General features: G+C 40.0%; 16 protein-coding genes and 2 other annotated features. Of the genes, 10 read left to right on the forward strand and 6 right to left on the reverse strand.

Annotated elements, in window-relative coordinates; genetic code table 11:
* The first annotated feature begins 27 nt into the window (after window positions 1-27).
* The 5 genes from AAEY94_RS09970 to AAEY94_RS09990 all read left to right on the forward strand — a co-directional run bounded on the left by AAEY94_RS09970 (window position 28) and on the right by AAEY94_RS09990 (window position 7,173).
* On the forward strand, window positions 28-2,394 hold the full coding sequence (locus tag AAEY94_RS09970; RefSeq protein WP_101086375.1) for a phosphoketolase family protein: 2,367 nt from the start codon (window positions 28-30) through the stop codon (window positions 2,392-2,394).
* A gap of 392 nt (window positions 2,395-2,786) precedes the next feature.
* The gene (locus tag AAEY94_RS09975; RefSeq protein WP_101086374.1) at window positions 2,787-3,905 is read left to right on the forward strand and encodes an OmpA family protein; all 1,119 of its coding nucleotides are present in this window, start codon (window positions 2,787-2,789) and stop codon (window positions 3,903-3,905) included.
* Window positions 3,906-4,201: 296 nt separating this feature from the next.
* A complete protein-coding gene (tal, locus tag AAEY94_RS09980; protein WP_101086373.1) occupies window positions 4,202-5,155 on the forward strand; it encodes a transaldolase in 954 nt (317 codons plus the stop codon).
* Window positions 5,156-5,170: 15 nt separating this feature from the next.
* A complete protein-coding gene (pgi, locus tag AAEY94_RS09985; protein WP_101086372.1) occupies window positions 5,171-6,808 on the forward strand; it encodes a glucose-6-phosphate isomerase in 1,638 nt (545 codons plus the stop codon).
* A 179-nt stretch (window positions 6,809-6,987) separates the two neighbouring features.
* Window positions 6,988-7,173 carry a DUF3545 family protein gene (locus AAEY94_RS09990; protein WP_101086371.1) on the forward strand — a complete coding sequence of 62 codons (186 nt, stop codon included), beginning with the start codon at window positions 6,988-6,990 and terminating at the stop codon, window positions 7,171-7,173.
* A 132-nt stretch (window positions 7,174-7,305) separates the two neighbouring features.
* On the opposite strand, the gene AAEY94_RS09995 is transcribed toward AAEY94_RS09990, so the two are convergent.
* The 4 genes from AAEY94_RS09995 to thrA all read right to left on the reverse strand — a co-directional run bounded on the left by AAEY94_RS09995 (window position 7,306) and on the right by thrA (window position 12,787).
* The gene (locus AAEY94_RS09995) at window positions 7,306-7,848 is read right to left on the reverse strand and encodes a hemerythrin domain-containing protein (RefSeq protein WP_101086370.1); all 543 of its coding nucleotides are present in this window, start codon (window positions 7,846-7,848) and stop codon (window positions 7,306-7,308) included.
* Between the two features lie 184 nt (window positions 7,849-8,032).
* Window positions 8,033-9,316 carry a threonine synthase gene (gene thrC, locus AAEY94_RS10000; protein WP_101086369.1) on the reverse strand — a complete coding sequence of 428 codons (1,284 nt, stop codon included), beginning with the start codon at window positions 9,314-9,316 and terminating at the stop codon, window positions 8,033-8,035.
* A gap of 46 nt (window positions 9,317-9,362) precedes the next feature.
* Entirely contained in the window at window positions 9,363-10,322 is a 960-nt protein-coding gene (gene thrB / locus AAEY94_RS10005) for a homoserine kinase (protein ID WP_101086368.1), read from the reverse strand.
* On the reverse strand, window positions 10,319-12,787 hold the full coding sequence (gene thrA / locus AAEY94_RS10010; RefSeq protein ID WP_350978669.1) for a bifunctional aspartate kinase/homoserine dehydrogenase I: 2,469 nt from the start codon (window positions 12,785-12,787) through the stop codon (window positions 10,319-10,321). The genes thrB and thrA overlap by 4 nt, the downstream gene beginning before the upstream one ends.
* A gap of 62 nt (window positions 12,788-12,849) precedes the next feature.
* Window positions 12,850-12,972: a sequence feature (Thr leader region), on the reverse strand.
* 543 nt (window positions 12,973-13,515) lie between these two features.
* Here thrA and slyD point away from each other — a divergent pair.
* Both slyD and AAEY94_RS10020 read left to right on the forward strand, forming a co-directional pair.
* Entirely contained in the window at window positions 13,516-14,082 is a 567-nt protein-coding gene (gene slyD / locus AAEY94_RS10015) for a peptidylprolyl isomerase (RefSeq protein ID WP_011638355.1), read from the forward strand.
* 246 nt (window positions 14,083-14,328) lie between these two features.
* Entirely contained in the window at window positions 14,329-14,706 is a 378-nt protein-coding gene (locus AAEY94_RS10020) for a hypothetical protein (protein WP_182744774.1), read from the forward strand.
* A gap of 273 nt (window positions 14,707-14,979) precedes the next feature.
* Here AAEY94_RS10020 and trpR read toward each other — a convergent pair whose 3' ends face one another.
* Window positions 14,980-15,258, reverse strand: a complete 279-nt coding sequence (gene trpR, locus AAEY94_RS10025; RefSeq protein ID WP_101086365.1) for a trp operon repressor — start codon at window positions 15,256-15,258, stop codon at window positions 14,980-14,982.
* 315 nt (window positions 15,259-15,573) lie between these two features.
* On the opposite strand from trpR, the gene AAEY94_RS10030 reads away from it, so the two are divergent.
* Complete coding sequence (locus tag AAEY94_RS10030) at window positions 15,574-16,023, forward strand: c-type cytochrome (RefSeq protein ID WP_101086364.1); 450 nt, start codon at window positions 15,574-15,576, stop codon at window positions 16,021-16,023.
* A gap of 103 nt (window positions 16,024-16,126) precedes the next feature.
* Here AAEY94_RS10030 and AAEY94_RS10035 read toward each other — a convergent pair whose 3' ends face one another.
* Window positions 16,127-16,792, reverse strand: coding sequence for a cytochrome b/b6 domain-containing protein (locus tag AAEY94_RS10035; RefSeq protein WP_101086363.1), 666 nt, complete (start codon window positions 16,790-16,792; stop codon window positions 16,127-16,129).
* A gap of 495 nt (window positions 16,793-17,287) precedes the next feature.
* Here AAEY94_RS10035 and hpf point away from each other — a divergent pair, with 495 nt between their 5' ends.
* Window positions 17,288-17,641 carry a ribosome hibernation-promoting factor, HPF/YfiA family gene (hpf, locus tag AAEY94_RS10040; RefSeq protein ID WP_101086362.1) on the forward strand — a complete coding sequence of 118 codons (354 nt, stop codon included), beginning with the start codon at window positions 17,288-17,290 and terminating at the stop codon, window positions 17,639-17,641.
* A 123-nt stretch (window positions 17,642-17,764) separates the two neighbouring features.
* Window positions 17,765-17,886, forward strand: a sequence feature (Phe leader region).
* A 58-nt stretch (window positions 17,887-17,944) separates the two neighbouring features.
* Window positions 17,945-19,891, forward strand: coding sequence for a prephenate dehydratase (pheA, locus tag AAEY94_RS10045; protein ID WP_101086361.1), 1,947 nt, complete (start codon window positions 17,945-17,947; stop codon window positions 19,889-19,891).
* The last annotated feature ends 75 nt before the right edge of the window (window positions 19,892-19,966 follow it).

Raw genomic sequence — 19,966 nt, forward strand, 5'->3', positions numbered from 1 at the left:
TTATTTTCACTTTTAATCGAGGTCACAATGACTAACTCAAATGAAATAACTGCACTAAAAAAATACGTACGAGCGACTAACTTCTTGGCGACATCGCAAATTTATCTGAAGCAAAACGTACTTTTTAAGCGTCCTTTACAACATACTGATATCAAGCCTCGTTTACTTGGTCACTGGGGAACGTGTCCTGGTATCAACTTTGTCTACGCTAACGTTAACCGTCTTATTGTTAAGCATAATCGTGAATTCATTTACCTTGTTGGCCCTGGCCACGGTTTCCCAGCAGTACAAGCTAACTTATTTGTAGAAGGTTCATTAAGCCATTTCTACCCAGAGACCATACCTTATACAGAAACGGGTATCGAAGATATCTGTAAAAAATTCTCAGCAGCTTACGGTTATCCATCACATGCGAATCCTGAAGCACCAGGTCAAATATTAGAAGGTGGCGAGCTTGGTTATTCACTTTCAGTTGCTTGGGGCTCTGTATTAGATAACCCAAATCTTATTGCCGCCTGTTTAATTGGTGACGGTGAAGCAGAAACAGGTCCATTAGCTGCATCTTGGTATGCCAACCGTTTAGTCTCACCAGATAACAACGGTGCAGTGCTACCAATCGTACATATTAACGGTTACAAAATTTCAGGCCCTACTCGTATGGGCCGAATGAGCCATGAAGAGCTAGATTTAGAATTCCGTGGTCTTGGTTATCACCCAATCATCGTTGATGATGAAATGGAAACCGATATTTTTGAACAAATGACCGCAGCAATGGACTTGTCATATGACATGATCAATGACATCCAACGTCGCGCACGTTCAGGTGAAGATGTCGTTAAACCACGCTGGCCAGTTATTTTAATGAGAACCGCAAAAGGTTGGACTGGTACTTCTGAATACGATGGTAAGAAACTTGCTGGTAACTGTGAATCTCATCAAGTAATAGTGAGCAACTGCGCCAAAGATAAAGGCCATCTTGAAGCACTTGATAAGTGGTTGGCTAGCTATAAGTTTGACGAATTAGTGCAAACCACTGAAAGCGGTGAATTGATATTTGATAAAGACATTATGTCTTTGATGCCGCCAAAAGAGTTATGTTGTGGTCGTCAACGTCTGAGTTACGGCGGTGAAGTTGTACGTGCTTTAGCAAATCCAGATTTAAACAAATTGGGTTACGGTTCAGAAACAGCTCGTGGTCAACGTGGTTTCTCAATGTTGAAAATGGGTGAGTGGATGCGTGATGCTTTCAAACTAAACCGCGATCAACGTAACTTACGTATCTTCAGCCCTGATGAAACATACTCAAACCAACTACAAGCTGTGTTTGAAGAAACCGACCGCGCATGGCAGTGGCCAATCGAAAGCTGGGATCAAGATATGTCTCGCGATGGCCGCGTGATTGAGCTCCTATCTGAAAATTTACTTTTCGGTATGTTACACGGTTACACCGTAACAGGTCGTCACGGCATGTTCCCTACCTACGAATCTTTCTCTCAGGTAGTGTCATCAATGGCAGATCAATATTGTAAATATGTTCATGCAAGCCAAGGCATCCATTTCCGTAAGCCTATCCCTGCATGTAACGTCGTATTGTCTTCACTATTAGAACGCCAAGATCACAACGGCTATTCTCACCAGAATCCGTCTTTCCTAGGCGCTATGTTAGAGAAACATCCGAACATTATTTCTGCTTATTTACCTGCAGATGCTAACAGCACCTTGGTTTACACTGAACGTGCTTACGCTGATCGCGATAAACTGAACATTATTGTTGCGGGTAAAAAGTCGTTACCACAGTGGTTATCACTTGATGAAGCCCGTAAGCAAGCTAAAGACGGTATCATGGTGTGGGATTTCGCCTCTGATGACAAACCAGATGTAGTACTTGCAGGTTGTGGTGACTACGCGACGCAAGAATGTATGGCCTCACTGGTATTAATTCGTGAGATTTTACCAAGAGTGCGCATCCGCTTTGTAAGTGTCTCAGAACTTCACAGCAGCGGTTTAGGTAGTCTTAAGTTTCAAAGCAAGCCTTGGATGATGGATGAAGTCTTCACTGAAGATAAAGGTGTGGTATTCAACTACCATGGCTACCCAAACACCATCAAAAAGCTTGTATTTGATTATAAAGGTAACCGTCGCTTCCGTATTAAAGGTTATGAAGAAGAAGGTTCAACGACTACACCATTTGATATGGGTGTGCGTAACGGTACTTCTCGCTACCATTTAGTTATCGATATGGCATACAAGTTGTTCCAGCAAGGCGTAATTGATGAATCACAACATGTGACCATCACGACCGATATGTTACAACGCTTGGTAGACCACAAAAACTACATCAAAGCAAACGGTGTCGACCCTGAAGAGATCGAAAACTGGGTGTGGACACGTTAACAGAGCTACCACTCACGTAAAATACGTCCTAATTGGACGTATTTTTGTTTTTAACCCTCAAAAAAAATAACTAACCATGTTTCTTGAGTAACTCATTAAAAATATTAACAATATTTTTATAATAAATCTAATCGTTCAGAGCGTCAAACAATTAACATTACCTTCTGTTTTTATTCATATTTTTAAGATTTCACTTATATGGCAACGAGGTAGCATAGTGAACTATTACAAAATATTAATCCTTTTTACTATGGAAAAACATCTAATTACCGACCATAATTGCGCCGCTGACTAAAATACAAAGAAACACCACATTAAGCGTCAGTAATGCATGAAAATAACAACTCCGTTACATGCATATTTGGTGGAGTAAAATAACAATGGATGTATATATGATGAAGAACACATTAAAAGTAGTATTACTCACCTCTATGTTGCCTTTTGCTGCATCAGCTGCAGAAGAACTAACACCTTGGTATATCGGTGGTGGTGTAGGCGTCAATAACTATGAACCTAGCTGCGACCAAAAAACCATGAAAGTATGTGGTGAAGATGACCCATATGCTTGGGACTTGTTCGGCGGTTATTTATTCAACGAATACATTGGTATCGAATTAGGTTATCGTGACCTAGGCCGTGCTGAATGGACTAATTACGATACTAAAAGCTACGATGTCGGAGCTACCGGCGTTAGTCTAGGTTTAGTTGGTTTTTACCCACTTGCTGACAAGTGGAGCTTATCATCAGAAATAGGTACTTATAGTTACCTATTAGAAAACCAACAAACAGTTAATGGTCAGAAATTAAGTGATTCTGGCGTAGGATTATTTGCTGGCGCTGGTGTTGGTTATAACTTTACCGACAATCTTAAGTTAGAAGCGAAATATCGTCGTTACGAAAATTTAGACGCTGACGCATTAAACAACTTAAAAATGGAAAGTAACTATTGGGGTCTAGCTCTAAGCTACCGTTTTGGTACGATTACTCCAGCTCCAGTTGCTGCTCCAGTTGTTGTTGCACCCGTTGTTGTTGCTCTAGGTGATGATGACAAAGATGGCGTAACAAACAACATCGACAAATGTCCAGACACACCATCAACTCACAAAGTTGATGCGACTGGTTGTAGTGTTTATGAAAACGTTACAACTAAGTATGACTTAGGTGGTATTTTATTTGCTAATGATTCAGCTGAAATCCGTGCTGGTTCGTTTGCTGATTTAGAAAAACTTGCTGACCACTTAACTAAATACCCACAACACACTGTATCTGTTCAAGGCCATGCGTCTAACGTAGGTAAAGCAGAATACAACATGAAGCTTTCTGAGCGTCGTGCGATTTCTGTTGCTAGTGCACTAAATAAAAAGTATGGCATTAGCATGAGCCGTATCAATTCTGTTGGTTACGGTGTCACTAAACCAGTTATGCAAGGTAGCTCAGCTGAAGCTAACCGTGTTAACCGTCGTATCGAAGCTATCGTGACGGGTACTGAAAAGCGCGTAGTATTACGTTAATTGTAATATAGATACGCTATACTTTAGAAGTCGCTGCTTGCAGCGACTTTTTTATTTTCAGAACAACGTAAAAACTAGTACACCAGTGGCTGCCACTGACGTAGCGGTAATAGAATTGGAAGTATGTACCGTATAAACTGACCAATTCTGTCTATTTAGCAACAATAATGGCTTTAAATAAGCGAAAACAGCGGATAATTTCGTAATTTTTTTACAAATAAAGTTGGAATAATTCCTAAAATCGCTTCTAATAAAGGCATTGATCTATATTCATTGCTTAACGAGAGGAAATTTCCATGGCCAATGCACTCGCGCAACTCAAATCATTCACGACCATCGTTGCTGATACCGGCGACATAGAAGCTATTAAGCGTTACCAGCCTGAAGATGCAACAACCAATCCATCACTCATTTTAAAAGCTTCTCAGATCCCTGAATATGCTTTTCTTATCGAGAATGCAATTGAATGGGCTAAAACTCAAAGCCAAAGTATTGAACAACAGATTGAAGATGCAGGCGACAAACTTGCAGTCAATATTGGCGTAGAAATTTTAAAGCTAGTACCAGGTCGTATCTCAACAGAAGTCGATGCTCGCTTATCATTTGACAAGCAACGCTCAATCGACAAAGCTCATAAGCTAATCAAATTATATAAAGAAGCCGGAATTGATAAATCACGAATTTTGATCAAACTAGCTTCGACTTGGGAAGGTATTTGCGCAGCAAAAGTACTTGAACAAGAAGGCATCAACTGTAACCTAACATTGCTATTTAGCTTTGCTCAAGCAAGAGCCTGTGCAGAAGCTGGCGTATACCTTATTTCGCCTTTTGTGGGTCGCATCCTAGATTGGTATAAAAAAGACACAGGCCAAGATTACACTGCAGAAACCGATCCTGGTGTGGTCTCTGTTACTGAGATTTACAACTACTATAAGCAACATGGTTATAACACTGTTGTAATGGGTGCGAGTTTCAGAAATATTGGTGAGATTATTGAATTATCAGGTTGCGACCGTCTAACGATTGGCCCTGCATTACTAGAAGAATTAGCCAATACTGATGTAGAAATCATTCAGAAATTGGTTGCGACACCAGCAACACAGTCGGCTCCAACAGCACTCACTGAAGAACAATTCCGCTGGGCATTTAACGAAGACCCAATGGCAGTAGATAAGTTGGCAGAAGGCATTCGTAATTTTGCCATCGATCAAGGCAAACTAGAAGTTATGCTAAAAACAAACTTAAGCTAGTTGGAGGCTTTACTCGTGACTACACTGACTCAAAGCACGACTTGGAAGGCGCTACAAACCCATTCAAGTCAACTACCTCACATGCGCGAATTATTTGCCCAAAACCCACAACGTTTTGAGCAAATGAGCGTTGCGGCTTGTGGTCTGTTTTTAGATTACTCTAAAAACCGTGTGAACGATGAAACACTTAAGCTGCTATTCTCTCTCGCTAAAGAAGCAAAACTGAGTGAAAAAATTACTGCAATGTTTAATGGTGATGTGATTAACAACACCGAACAGCGCTCAGTATTGCACACTGCATTACGCAGTAAAGCAACTCAAACGATTATTGCTGAAGGAGCGAATATCGTTCCTGAAGTGCAACAAACATTAGCTAAAATGGCTAAGTTTGTTGGCACGGTGCAATCAGGCGAGTGGAAAGGTTATACCGGTAAAGCGATTACAGATATCGTCAGTATCGGCATTGGAGGTTCATTTCTTGGACCTAAAATTGTTTCACAAGCGCTTAGACCATATTGGCAAGCAGGGCTTAATTGCCATTTTGTCGCCAACGTTGATGCAACTTCAATCTGTGAAAAATTAAAAAATCTCAATGCTGAGACCACATTGTTTGTGATGTCGTCAAAATCATTCAGTACTCAAGAGACTCTTACCAATACCCTTAGCGCTAAAGATTGGTTTTTAGGCCAAGGTGCAAGTCAACAAGATGTGGCGAAACACTTTGTTGCTGTAACATCAAATGTGGCTAAGGCAACTGAGTTTGGTATGGACGCTAACAACATATTCCCAATGTGGGATTGGGTTGGCGGACGCTACTCATTATGGTCAGCCATTGGTTTACCAATCGCGCTACTTATTGGTATGGATAACTTTAAAGACTTGTTAGATGGCGCGCATCAAATGGATGAGCATTTTACTAACACGCTTATCGAACAAAATATGCCCGTCATCATGGCTATGTTGTCTGTATTGTATGGTAATTTTCATGGTGCTCAATCACATGTCATTTTAACCTACGATCATTACTTACGTGGTCTTCCGGCTTATTTTCAACAACTCGACATGGAAAGTAATGGTAAATCAGTGACACTCGATGGCACTGACGTCGATTACAGCACCGGTCCCGTCATTTGGGGCGGTGAAGGTACCAACGGTCAACATGCCTATCATCAGTTGCTACATCAAGGCACAGCACTTATTCCTGCCGACTTTATTATGCCGTTGCAAAGCCACAATCCGTTGGGTGAACATCATGACCAACTTGCATCAAACTGCTTTGGGCAAACCCAAGCCTTAATGCAAGGTCGTACCTACGATGAAGCACTGGCTGAACTAAGCAATAGCCAGCTTGATGAGCAACAAAAACCGCTTATAGCAAAACATAAGGTAATGGTTGGTAACAAGCCAAGTAATACCTTATTGATGGATAAGCTAACGCCAACAACATTAGGTGCGTTAATCGCGCTATATGAGCACAGAACCTTTGTTCAGGGTGCTATATGGCAGATAAACTCATTTGATCAATGGGGTGTAGAGCTAGGTAAGCAATTAGGCAATGATGTGCTTGAACGAATTGGTGCCGACCAAGATGCTACCGATTTAGATGCATCGAGCAATGCATTAGTGAACCTGTATCGTAAAGGTAAGCTATAGAACAAATACTAGCCTTAAATAAAAACCTCAGCTTGCTGAGGTTTTTTTATGCGTTTTTGATATCAAATTCACTAAACTGTGATTTATTAGTAACGTAAATGCAACACAACTATTGCACCCTATAGCTGAAATATGGTACTTATTTGTGCAGAGACATCATAATAACAAGGGAGGTTACCATGGATCGATTAGACTATGGTGGTGCGCTAGACGAAGTTGTTGAAAGACCAACCCGCTCAAAAAGCTCGTCAAAAAAACGCAAATGGCGTGAAATTGAAACCATTAAGGATAAACAGCGTTTACTCAAGGAATTGCAAGATATTGATGATTCATTCGATTTTGATGTTAATACATTAGTGCTTTAATTGAATCCCACCACATTTAACACTTAACGATAAAATCGATTAAAAGAGCGCATAGAGCGCTCTTTTTGTTTGCCAAAATTTATAGGTTGGTTATGAATGTACATCACAACCCTCTAGCCCAGAATAATCACATCATTTGTTATCTGAATGTTCAATATAGGTCCGTAAATCTTCAAAAATCGTTTTATCATTATCATTAAATAACGGATCTTCAATTAAGCGATTTTGACATAACACGTTGATTTTTTGCCAATCGTTATTGTCTAATGCCTTAACAAAATTAGGAAATACTTCCCGTTCTTCATACTGCATATGCAATTGTTGTAGGTCAATATATTCTTGCAGATCGTTAATCAACTTGTCGCGCGAGATAACCACATCCGAAAGAATCATATTCAAGCTATAAACTAAAGCACCCGATGCCTCAGCCAAACGATGATGTTCATTATAAAGTTGGCCACAATTCGCTAAACCCGTTTTATTACTGTAATAATCGAAAATAATATCTTCCAACGGGTGATGACTATGCTCAGCATAGCCTTGCATATACTCAACGATATCCCTAACCAGATTAAAATTAACTCCGTTACCTTCAGCCAATCGAGTCAATTTATTCGAAAGGATATTCAACAAAATGGCAATATGCTTATGATCGCGCATTAAACGTTGCAACATAACCTTCTCCCGTCATCTATCTACAAAACACCAATGTATAAATAATAGCCAATAATGCGTCTTTTACTAATCTACACTGTGATAAGCATTATGAGGTATGACCAAGATCATAATATTGAAATATAAAAAAACACCTAATGCCAATCTCATTGATATTAGGTGTTAGATATTTGAAGCTAAGGGGTTACTTTAACACAGCAAACATATGAGCCTTAAGCTGACCAAAATCAGCATCTAATTCTGCTGACAGAATCGTTTTGTGTGCCACTGCAGCTAATTCAGGAGGTAACGGCAAATTAATGGCCAACTCACGGTCAACCACATCTTTAAACTTCGCAGGATGCGCTGTACCTAGAAATACACCAGTTTCGTTACCTCTTAGGCCAAGCGTTAATGCATGAGCTGCAATCGCCGCATGAGGCTCTGATTGATAACCCAACTGATAAAGTTCTGCTAAAGCGCCAGCGGTATCATCTTCAGAAAGAGCCACGCCAGCTACCAATGATAACGGCCAGCCCATTTGCTCACAAATCGCTTCAACACGAGGCCAATTACTTGGCTCTGACACATCCATAGCATTTGACATAGTCGCTACCGTTTTATGTGGCTGCCATTCTCCACCAGTGAGATAACGCGGTACAGTGTCATTGCTATTGGTTGCTGCAATAAAACGTTTAATAGGTAACCCCATGGCTTTAGCAAATAACCCGGCCGTTAAGTTACCAAAATTACCGCTGGGTACAGACATCACAAGCTCATTATGTCCAGCTTGCTTTGCTTGCGCTACCGCTTCAAAGTAATAACATATCTGAGCTAATAAACGGCTGATATTAATCGAATTAGCAGAATTTAACGCTAAGCCATCGCGAACATCACTGTCATCAAAAGCTTGTTTTACCAGATGCTGACACGCATCAAAGTCAGACGTTACTGCCACAGTATGAATATTTTTACCTAAGGTGGTAAACATCTTCTCTTGTAGTTCGCTAATTTTACCTTTTGGGTATAACACCATTACATTAACGTTATCTAAACCATAGAATGCATCCGCTACTGCAGCGCCAGTATCACCCGATGTTGCGGTTAAAATGGTCAGTTTTTTATTGCCAGCAAGTAAATCAACACATTGGGCCATAAACCGTGCGCCAAAATCTTTAAACGCTAATGTAGGGCCATGAAAAAGCTCTAAACAAGCGCGTTTATCATCAACCTTAACGAGTGGTACATCGAAGGTAAATGCCTTATCAACGAGCTTATCAACACTTTCCTGCCCTAGTTCATCCGCTAACCAAGCACCCAAGACTTTTTTGCTTCGCTCAGCAAAGGGTAATGCCAGCAATGCATCTATATTGGATAGTACAGGAATGGACTTTGGGAAAAACAATCCTCTATCTTTACCTAAACCCAGCTGAACCGCTTGACTGAAGTTAACTACCTGCGATGGGTGTTTTAAGTTATATAATTCCATTGCGACTGCCTTTTAAATTTCAATATCAATAATGTGAAAGAGAGCGTTACACGCAGCGCGTGCCTAGTTTATCTAATTTACAAACGTGTGCAAAACCACCTTGCTCCGAAATATAATGCTGCATCAACCAGTTTTTGGCTTTTTCTGCAGTGGCTAAATCGTCGGTTACACTAAACAATGTTGGGCCGCTGCCAGAAATACCACTAGTCAGCATGCCTAATTCAGCTAATGCTGATCGCGCTTCGGTATAACCAGGAATTGCGGATGCACGATAAGGTTCAGCCAAAACATCTTTTAGCATCTCAATCGCTAATGCGGCATCTTGCTGATAACTCGCGTGAACAAATGCACTTAAGTAACGTCCAAAATCGATGGCTACAGACTTATCATATTGCTGCGGCAGCAATTCGCGCATTTTGGCAGTAGATAATGAAATTCCCGGGTAAGCGATAACCCAATACCAGCTATCAAAACTTGGAATAGCAGCGCATGCTTTGTTGCTGGCATTAAGCATTAGCTGCATGCCGCCTAAATAGCATGGCGCTACATTGTCATAATGCACGCTGCCAGATATCTTCCCTTCAAACTCGCCCATCAATGCTAATAAGGCTTGCTGGTTAAAAGGCTGTCCAAAATGTTCATTTAAGGCATATAACGCAGCGACTACAGAGCTGGCACTAGAGCCTAACCCACTGCCGACTGGCAGGTTTTTCTCTAGACAAACAGTGACACCATCTTGTCGTTGTAATTTATTTAAAAAAAACTCAGCACATTGGTAAACAATATTATCCTTACCATCGCTCGGTAATTTATGTGCCCATTCACCTGTTTGGCTATATTCAACCCCGCTGGCAGCAGCGCTAATCATCACTCTATCGCCCAATAATGAGCCATCAATTGGCGCTAATGCTGCGCCAAGCAAATCAAAGCCAACACCAACATTGCCCATAGACGCTGGAGCATACACAGTAAGCGTGTCTTGGCTTACTTTTAACGTTTGATTCATAACCCAACCTCACGAGTCCAGTTTAAGGTTCTTAATACGTCAGCAAAGGCCCCAGCAGCAGTAACATCGGTACCGGCACCATAGCCTCTTAATACAAAGGGAATTGGTTGATAATATCGGCTATAGAATGCCAGCGCATTCTCGCCACCTTTTACGCTGTATAATGGATCAGTTGCATCGACTTCAATAATTCTGACATGGCATTGCCCCTCTTCAATTTGGCCAACATAACGCAGTACTTTACCTTCGGTTTTAGCCGCCGCGACTCGAGCTGAGATAACCTCATCTAATGAAGCAAGATTGGCCATAAATTGATTAACATCGCCAGAGTCATCAAAATCAGCAGGCAATACCGATTCCACATTAATGTCGTCTAACTCCAAAGGTAAACCCACTTCGCGAGCAAGAATTAAGACTTTACGGGCGACATCCATACCACTTAAATCATCACGAGGATCAGGCTCAGTAAAACACTTATCACGGGCAATTGCTGTCGCTTGCGATAAACTCATACCGTCATCTAACATACCAAAAATGTAAGATAATGACCCAGATAAAATACCATTAAACTTATGTAGCTTATCACCGGCATACATTAATTTTTTCAAGTTATCGATAACCGGTAAACCAGCTCCTACCGTCGTTTCATACAAAAACTGTCGACGCTGAGTTAAAGCCGTTTTACGCAATGCTTGATAGTAAGCATAATCACGAGTGTTCGATTTTTTGTTTGGGGTGACGACATGGAAACCGGCATTCATCACATCAAGGTAACGGTCTGACACTAACTCGCTTGATGTACAATCAACCAGTACAGGATTAAGTAATTGCTGCTCTTGCCCCCACTCAAGTAGCTTAGCTAAATCATACGCTTGACCCTTCTCGGCCAACAATGACTGCCACTCACTAAGTTCAATGCCTTCACTATTCAACAACATTTGGCGTGAATTGGCGATACCACAAACTCTGACACTAATGTGCTGCTCTTTTAACATCGCACTTTGCTGTTTGATTTGATCGAGTAATCCAGCCCCCACATTACCGCTACCGACTAAAAAAACATCAAGATACTGCTGAACATCGAAAAATGCTTGATGACATGCTCCAATAGCATGCTTGGTTTTTTTCTGTTGAATAACAGTAGAAATAGAACGCTCAGATGACCCTTGCGCAATGGCAACGATGTTGACACTGGCTTTAGCTAGCGCAGTAAAAAACTTAGCCGCTACGCCCTTGTGGGTTTTCATGCCATCACCGATCAAAGACACAATCGACAGGTCATGACGTAACTCAATCGGTTCAAGTAATTCACTCTTAATTTCTAGCTCGAACTCCTGCTCTAATGCCCATTTCGCTTTATTGGCATCTGAAGTTGCCACACAAAAACTGATACTGTACTCAGATGAGCTTTGGGTAATAAGCGATACCGAGATACCACTACGAGAAATAACCGCTAATGTTCGGCTTGCCATACCGACCATGCCTTTCATACCAGGGCCCGATACGTTAAACATGGTTTGATTATCAAGATTGGAAATTGCTTTAACTTGTAAACCGGTTTTATCATCGTCATTAGACACTAGCGTGCCGGGAGCGGATGGATTAAAACTATTTTTGATGTAACAAGGAATATGATACTGAGCAATCGGCGCAATCGTTTTAGGATGCAATACTTTGGCACCAAAGTACGAGAGCTCCATCGCTTCTTGGTAGCTTAACTGTGATAACAATTTAGCATCAGCAACCACTCGAGGATCTGTGTTATAAACCCCATCAACGTCAGTCCAAATTTCACAACTTGATGCATCTAAACATGCCGCCAGTACCGCAGCTGAATAATCAGAACCATTGCGGCCTAATGTGACGATCTTGCCCTGAGCATCTGCAGCAGTAAAACCAGGCATCACCCATACTCGATATTGATCAAGCGGTAATAAGGTAAAGCGAGGTTTGCTCACCGCAATATCAACGACCGACTCCAACGGCTGACCATGCGCTAAAAATAACGCCACTGGATCTAATTGTGCTGAAGTGATGTCTTTCGCTAACATAACTTGTTCCATTAATGCCGCAGATAAACGCTCACCCGTCACCACTATTTCAGCACGAACACTATCAGGGCATTCGCCTAGCAGTTTAATACCGTAAAGTTTATCTTTCCAAACTTGCATTTGTGCCGTTAATTTCCCAATCAGCAGCTCATGTTGAAGAGCCGTAATAAGTGATGCCGCCGCGTCAGAAAACAGCCCGCTATAGACCAAATGAATGTGATCTAATACCGGTTGATAATCATGTTGTTCAACTGCTATATCTACCATTTCTAAAAGCGCATTGGTCACTGTGGCAGGAGCTGAAAGCACTGTAGCAACAGATTCTGTCAAAGCCGTATCAGCAATAATATCTGCCGCCATCGAAAAACGAGGCCAATTCGCTAGCGATGTTCCACCAAATTTCATTACTTTCATGTCGCTCTCCTTGTCACTCATAAAGTGACAACATTAAATTAAAATCAAATGATTAGAATAAAAACAAAAAAGCCCGCTTCAGTTGTTAGAAGCGGGCTTTTTATGCAAAATCTTTTAGGGTGTAATCAGCCCGCCCCCACTATGGTAATAGTGGTGGTTGTAATGGTTGTAATTACAACGAGCATGAGGGTAAACATTTGATGATTCTCTTCGTTAAGTTAAATGTTAACTGCCGATAATATTTAATTAGATTAAATAGCTGATCCACGTTGGCTAACAGAATTGCTTTTTTAACCTAAGGTTGTCAACCCCTCATTACAGTTTATTTACTAGTTATTTTTTAAGTTGAGTTGATTTTTTTAATAATTAAATTGTTAAAAATCGATAATGAGTAGTGATAACCATTATTGATTGCCTTATCCAACGTTAACGTAGACGTAAGAGTAATAAATAAAGTTAAGTAAATACAACAATTTCATAATGATAGAAGTAGTAACTTAATATGTATTCATAAAAAGATTGCCAATAAATGTGTAACCAAGATGATTTATCCGCCTTAGCTATTTCCTACACCAATTAAATGATTTATTTTCACCATCAGTCGATGTAAAACATGCAGCATAAGACAAAACAAAAAAAGCTGTGATTCAATAACCAAAAACTGATGTTAGTCATCGCAGCCTTATATCAAAATACGGTATGATACTCACATCACAATTGGAGGCGATATGAAAATTACAAAACATGCGGCGGTCACTATTCATTACCGCTTATCTGATGAGCAAGGTCTATTAGTAGAAAGTTCATTTGAAAGTGAACCAATGGTTTACTTACATGGCACTGAAAATTTAATTCCTGGACTTGAATCAGTTTTGGAAGGTAAAACTGTTGGTGAAAATATCGAGGCAAAGATCCCTGCGGAACAAGCCTATGGCGAATATCACCCAGGTTTAAAGCAAGAAGTTCCTGTCAGTGCATTTGGTGATGTCGAAGATATCGTTCCAGGTATGCGTTTTATCGCTGAAACTGAAATGGGTCAACGCCCTGTTCAAGTAATTGAAGTGAAAGATGATGTCATCGTTGTTGATGGTAATCACCCTCTAGCGGGTCAGTCACTGCATTTTAGTGTCGAAGTTATTGCTGTAAGAGAAGCAACAGCAGAAGAGCTATCTCATGGACATATCCATGCAGAAGGCGGCTGTGGTAGCCATGGACACGATCACGGACACGACCATGAATCATGTGGCACAGAGAAACCTGGCTGTGATGGGAATGGCGGCTGTGGCTGTCGTTAATTCATTATTGATTAAATAGATAAGTGACTCATTCTATTTTTAATGTCTATTTGTCAGTAAAAAGGTTGAAACATCGTAAGGCACTGTCTAGTTACTAGGCAGTGCCTTTTTGTTTAGGTTATAGTTAGTTCGTTAGTCACATCAATTAGTCAGATTTATTGTATCGACCGTTAAGGATAACTAGGCGGTACAATCCTCACTAATTGACAACCAATATAATAATTAATACCTAGCGACGGAGTGCTTATGTTAATTAAACCGCTGTATGAATTACTGCCGTTCACTTACATGCTTGTAGGCAGTGTCAGTATTTTTCTTCTTGAACCTAATTATGCACTTATTGCTTCAATTGTAGTGTATTTATATGGTGCACATATTTACAACTTACGTTCCAAGAACCGTAGAACCGATCCCAAACGTAAACGCAAATCAGGATTCATTCCCGAAACGATTTATGGTTTATTACCCTTTATTTACGTATTAAGTGCCGTGAGCCTTTATCGTTTTTACCCTAGAGATTCGAGCACACTTTTTGCTCTGTGCCTAACCACGTATGGTGGATACCTATTTTTAAGACGCTTAAGTTATCGTCATCACAGATTACCGCGTGGAGTTAGCCAATAGTCAGATTTATTATTGCTATGAGGATGAAAAAGGTTAACTGAACAAAACAGCATAATGAATTGATTAGCAAGTGTTAATAGTGAACCTAATGTAATTAAAATCGATGGGTGTCTATTTGATTTTATGAGCAATGCTTTAGGCTCGATAGGTAATAAAAGACACCTATCGAGTCAGTTATATTGGTGATTTATCAGCACTGAATTATCAGCATTGAGGACTGAAATATTGTGTCGATGCGAATCGATGACCAATTACTTAGCTTAGAATCAATTGTTAATCTAGAATCAATTTTTTAACTAAGTCTCTTTGATTTACTGGCATATTTTTTAAATAATTTGAACACCGTGTAATCGTTGCAATACTCACTTGATGTTCTGCAGCAATTTGTCTCTGACTCAATTCCCCTGCTAATAACGTTTGGAACACCTGTAAACGCCCAGAAACTGCACTTCGCTCTTCTTCGGTTAATAATAAATGAAACAACACCGACAAATCATCTTCATTTGCATGGGTTAATATTTTTTCTACCACTAAATTCCAATTGGCACGCATTGTTTTTTCTCTTTTTAGTAATGCCCAGACATTACAAGTGTACCAAGGAAAGACGTCGATTAGCAAAATTGCTACCGATAAACTTGTAATGAAAAATGAAAAATAACTGCGGGATGCTATTGATGAAAGATATCGCAAAATGCTTATAAAATTGTGTAGAATGAGATGTAATACCCTCATAACTAAGCGCTAAAAACTCGACTAAGCAGTAGGCTGAACACTTAATGGTTAGCACTTTAGTTAAAATTTAGCATAATTATGTGGATATCTGTGCTTATGGAACCGGTACCACCCACAAAAAAGTGAAGGATGACGATGAAAAAGATATTACTAACGGTTGCGGCAACCGCAATGATGATCCCTGCTGTGTTTGCGAATAATTTTGAAGAACCTGCAGATGCCATTGAATACCGCCAAGCTGCTTTCGGCTTAATTGCTTATAACTTTGGTGATATGGGCGCTATGCTAAAAGGTAAAAAACCTTTTGATGCTGCTGTATTTAGTGCTCGTGCAGATAATGTTGCAGCGCTATCAAAAATACCACATGAAGGTTTTATTGCTGGTTCAGATAAAGGTGATACCGAAGCACTAGCTAAAATTTGGCAAGATAAAGCCGATTTTGATAGCAAAATGACTGCATTTCAAGATAATGCCGCGGCATTAGCTGTTGCAGCTAAATCAAGCGATAAAAATAGCATTAAACAAGCTTTTGCTAACACTGGTAAAAGCTGTAAAGGTTGTCACGACGTTTACAAAAAAGACTAATTTGATTAGTTAGCTCTGGTGAGTATAAGTAGCTCTACTCAATAGTGAAAATGATAAAAGCCCATCTTTATGGGCTTTTATATTGGCTTTAATTAACCTGGAATTATAAAAAACTGACCACAGGTTCGAGTAACAACCACCAAATAGCAGCAAAAATAACTGACACGATAACTAACGCCATCCAAGGCGAACGCAACATAGGTGAAGTGACCTGCTCGGTAACTTGTTTATAACCGCTGAACATGGCTTTAAGTACATTGTCACCCTTAAAAACATGCACTAACACGGCAATAATATGTACCGCAGCCAAAACCAAAATAAGATTGAAATTAATTTTATGCAGCCAGGTTAGCCACCCCGCAGTATCTGACGAAACGAGATATATCAGCGGACCTTCAGTAAAAATATCATCTGTTGCAAATAAACCGGTACTTAACTGCAACACAAGCGATCCCAGCAACACAATCACCATATAACCACCTAGTGGATTATGCCCAAGTGACGAAGGTTTAGGCTGGGCTTTCGCGTAAGCGATAACTTTTTTAGGTGCAACAAAAAAATGTGTAAACTTAGCGGTGTCACTTCCGATAAAGCCCCAAATTAATCTAAATGTAATCAGAGTCATCAATAGATACGCCAATATCTGATGCCACTGCATTTCACCTATTTCGGCTGTCCACCATAATCCGCCAATTAAACACACCATAGCCCAATGGAAAAAACGTGTTGGAAAATCCCATACCTTTATTTTTTGTTGTTCTATACTCATTAATAACCTGCTTATTACTATTCTTTACTGACAAATTATAAACTCATCAGTAATAAATAAAACAAGAAGGTTTACAAACTAATACAAATAAACATGCTTACGCAGCTAAAAAAGACAACCAAAGAAGCTTTGCTTTATAAAGAGGATGAACCTAACGAGAAGTAATAAATCAATGTCAGCTAAGTAACCAGTAACATAGGATAAAGGAGCATGCTTGTAGAGCGTTTATGAATAAGACAACCCCATACAAAATCGTGCTTGAAATTGTATGAAAAAACCTCAGAAAGGCTAATTAAGTATTAACTTATCCATACAAATATGAGCCTATATTGACAGCATTACAAGCATATTTAATGGCTTTTTTGTTCAAAACGTCTAAGAGATCAAATATGCAGCACTCGATATATAAAGTCGGTAAAAGTGTGATATAGATCACGAATTTTATGGTTAACCTTGGTAATCTGGAGTTAAGCAAACAACAAGAAGGTTCTAAATATGCTGAAAATCACTAGCAAACAACTTGAAGTCACTGCCCTTATCCGTGAACGTATTGAAGGACGATTAGAAAAATTAAGTCGACATGATATTCAATTAATTAACCCGCACGTCATTATTACTCAAGAAAAGCAGTTGTTTAAAATAGAGGCATCAGTTGGATTACCTAGTGGAGATTTATTCGCCCAGGCAAAAAGTGAAAACCTATACGCAGCAATTACTGCAATGGGACAAAAGCTGGAAAAACAGCTAAATCGCCTGACCCACAAACCCCAGGCTCAACGCCATGTATCATTACCAAATGACACAGAAAGCGAATTTGAGTATGTTTATAAGGAGGAAAACGCCGCTTGATATTATTTATCTCTCACCAGCGCACCTTCGGGTGCGCTTTCTTTTGTCTATAATCCAATACTCAAGCCTTGATGAGTAAATTTACGTTGACAGTCGCCTGTCAGAGCTTTAGTTTTACTCCATGAACAAAAAAATATTCAGCCTTTTTATTTTCTTTTTTATTCAGCCCACCTCTGGAGGCGGATTTTCTGTGTAAAAACGAAAATGAAAATTCTAAAGCCTCCCAACTGGGAGGCTTTTTTGTCTTATAAACTCTGCCGTATCTAGTCATGCGCCAGTATGTAGCGTCACATTGAGGTCAATATGCAAAAACCACCTGAGTTAAGTCAAACTCGTGAACAGATAACTGCCTTGGATAAATCCTTATTAGCGTTATTATCTCAGCGCCGCCAATTGAGCCTAAATGTTGCACGCAGCAAAGAAGTTGATGTTAGACCTATACGAGATACACAACGAGAAAAAGAACTACTTGAAAGACTGGTACAGCAAGGGCGCGACCAAGGACTTGATGCACATTTTGTGATATCACTTTATCAAAGCATTATTGAAGACTCGGTTTTATTTCAACAAACGTATCTTCATGGTAGAGCTAACCCAGACACTCAAAAGCAGCAATATACTGTGGCTTATTTGGGTGCTAGGGGTTCTTACTCTTACTTAGCTGCAAGCCGTTACTGTTCACGCCGTCAAGTCGAAATGCTTGATTTCGGCTGCAAAAGTTTTGATGAAATTGTTAATGCCGTTGAATCTGGTCATGCCGATTATGGTTTTTTACCGATTGAAAATACCTCTTCAGGATCTATCAATGAAGTGTATGACGTACTGCAACATACAACGCTGTCAATTGTTGGCGAAACAACTATTGAAGTGAGTCATTGTTTACTCACTAAACCCAACAGTAAACTATCTGATATCAAGACTATTTACGCTCACCCGCAGCCGATCAGTCAATGCAGTCGCTATTTAAGTCAACATCCTCATATCAAACTTGAATATTGTTCTAGTAGTGCTGAAGCCATGACAAAAGTTGTCGAGGCGGACAGCAATACTGTCGCAGCCATAGGCAGTGCTGAAGGCGGAGCCCTGTATCAGTTAATTGCGATGGAGCAAGGTTTAGCTAACCAAAAAATCAATCAGAGTCGTTTTATTGTTGTCGCTAGAAAAGCCTCTGCGGTGCCTTCTCAGCTGCCAGCAAAAACCACCTTGATCATGGCGACAGGACAGAAGCCAGGAGCATTAGTAGAAGCATTATTGGTACTTAAAGCTCATAATTTGAATATGAGTAAGTTAGAATCTCGTCCAATACCTGGAACACCATGGGAGGAGATGTTTTACCTCGATATTGATGGCAACTTGGCTACTACCGAAGTACAACAAGCGATTAAAGAGTTAGAGCGCCTTACTCGTTTTATCAAAGTATTAGGCTGTTATCCATGTGAAACCGTTAAACCTACACAACTATCGCAAGCTCAATTATTAATTGAACCCGGTAGCTCTAAACAAGAGCTAATCAAACCTATACCAAATAGCCAAGCTAAGCATTCACGCGACTATAAATCACAAGATACTCAATTGTTCTGTCAGCACTTACAAATAGGCGCCGGACAATTTAGCGCATTACAGCAAATTAACTTACCGATAGATAATACCGAACTGGCTACGCAAGCAAAGCACATCAAAGAATCAGGCTTTCAAGCCATTGTGCTCAATGATTTAAAACAACAACTCAATGAACAACAATTAAAACAGCATGCACAGGTCATCGAACAAGCTGGTTTATTATGTGTAATGCAAATAGATCAAGAACAAGAGTTTATCGTTGCTAGCCAATTAGCAGATATGCTGATATTAAGTGGTAAACAAATGTACAACCCGGACATGTTAACCTTAATTGGTTCCGTCAATTTGCCGGTAATATTAGAAAGAAATACCATGGCTAGTATCGATGATTGGCTACAAGCTGCCGATGCAGTCCTTAGTCACGGTAATCAACAACTCGGGCTATGCGAATCAGGTGTACGTAGTTTCACGCACCCAGAGCAGTTAAGCCTCGATTTAGCCGGATTGGTTGAAGTGAAATCCCGCAGTCATTTACCTGTAATCGTTAACACGAGCTTCTGTATTAATGCTGCACTGTTAACTACTCATGCAAATGCCGTTAAGCAACTTAATGCTGACGGAATTATATTGTTACATCAAGATGGTGTATCGCAAGCTGATATTATTCATGGTTTATACCAAGCAAAGTAACGATTAAATAACCGGGAATGACACACATAAAAATGCCGAGAATATTCTCGGCATTTTATTACTCGTAATTGTAAA

It is taken from the genome of Shewanella sp. AC34-MNA-CIBAN-0136 (assembly GCF_040309945.1).
Lineage (GTDB): Bacteria > Pseudomonadota > Gammaproteobacteria > Enterobacterales > Shewanellaceae > Shewanella.

What these genes read in the sequence shown, in the direction of transcription:
- AAEY94_RS09970 (WP_101086375.1), top strand. Translation starts at nt 28, where the DNA reads ATGACTAACTCAAATGAAATAACTGCACTAAAAAAATACGTACGAGCG.
- AAEY94_RS09975 (WP_101086374.1), top strand. Translation starts at nt 2,787, where the DNA reads ATGATGAAGAACACATTAAAAGTAGTATTACTCACCTCTATGTTGCCT.
- tal (WP_101086373.1), top strand. Translation starts at nt 4,202, where the DNA reads ATGGCCAATGCACTCGCGCAACTCAAATCATTCACGACCATCGTTGCT.
- AAEY94_RS09990 (WP_101086371.1), top strand. Translation starts at nt 6,988, where the DNA reads ATGGATCGATTAGACTATGGTGGTGCGCTAGACGAAGTTGTTGAAAGA.
- AAEY94_RS09995 (WP_101086370.1), bottom strand. Translation starts at nt 7,848, where the DNA reads ATGTTGCAACGTTTAATGCGCGATCATAAGCATATTGCCATTTTGTTG.
- thrC (WP_101086369.1), bottom strand. Translation starts at nt 9,316, where the DNA reads ATGGAATTATATAACTTAAAACACCCATCGCAGGTAGTTAACTTCAGT.
- thrB (WP_101086368.1), bottom strand. Translation starts at nt 10,322, where the DNA reads ATGAATCAAACGTTAAAAGTAAGCCAAGACACGCTTACTGTGTATGCT.
- thrA (WP_350978669.1), bottom strand. Translation starts at nt 12,787, where the DNA reads ATGAAAGTAATGAAATTTGGTGGAACATCGCTAGCGAATTGGCCTCGT.
- slyD (WP_011638355.1), top strand. Translation starts at nt 13,516, where the DNA reads ATGAAAATTACAAAACATGCGGCGGTCACTATTCATTACCGCTTATCT.
- AAEY94_RS10020 (WP_182744774.1), top strand. Translation starts at nt 14,329, where the DNA reads ATGTTAATTAAACCGCTGTATGAATTACTGCCGTTCACTTACATGCTT.
- trpR (WP_101086365.1), bottom strand. Translation starts at nt 15,258, where the DNA reads ATGCGTGCCAATTGGAATTTAGTGGTAGAAAAAATATTAACCCATGCA.
- AAEY94_RS10030 (WP_101086364.1), top strand. Translation starts at nt 15,574, where the DNA reads ATGAAAAAGATATTACTAACGGTTGCGGCAACCGCAATGATGATCCCT.
- AAEY94_RS10035 (WP_101086363.1), bottom strand. Translation starts at nt 16,792, where the DNA reads ATGAGTATAGAACAACAAAAAATAAAGGTATGGGATTTTCCAACACGT.
- hpf (WP_101086362.1), top strand. Translation starts at nt 17,288, where the DNA reads ATGCTGAAAATCACTAGCAAACAACTTGAAGTCACTGCCCTTATCCGT.
- pheA (WP_101086361.1), top strand. Translation starts at nt 17,945, where the DNA reads ATGCAAAAACCACCTGAGTTAAGTCAAACTCGTGAACAGATAACTGCC.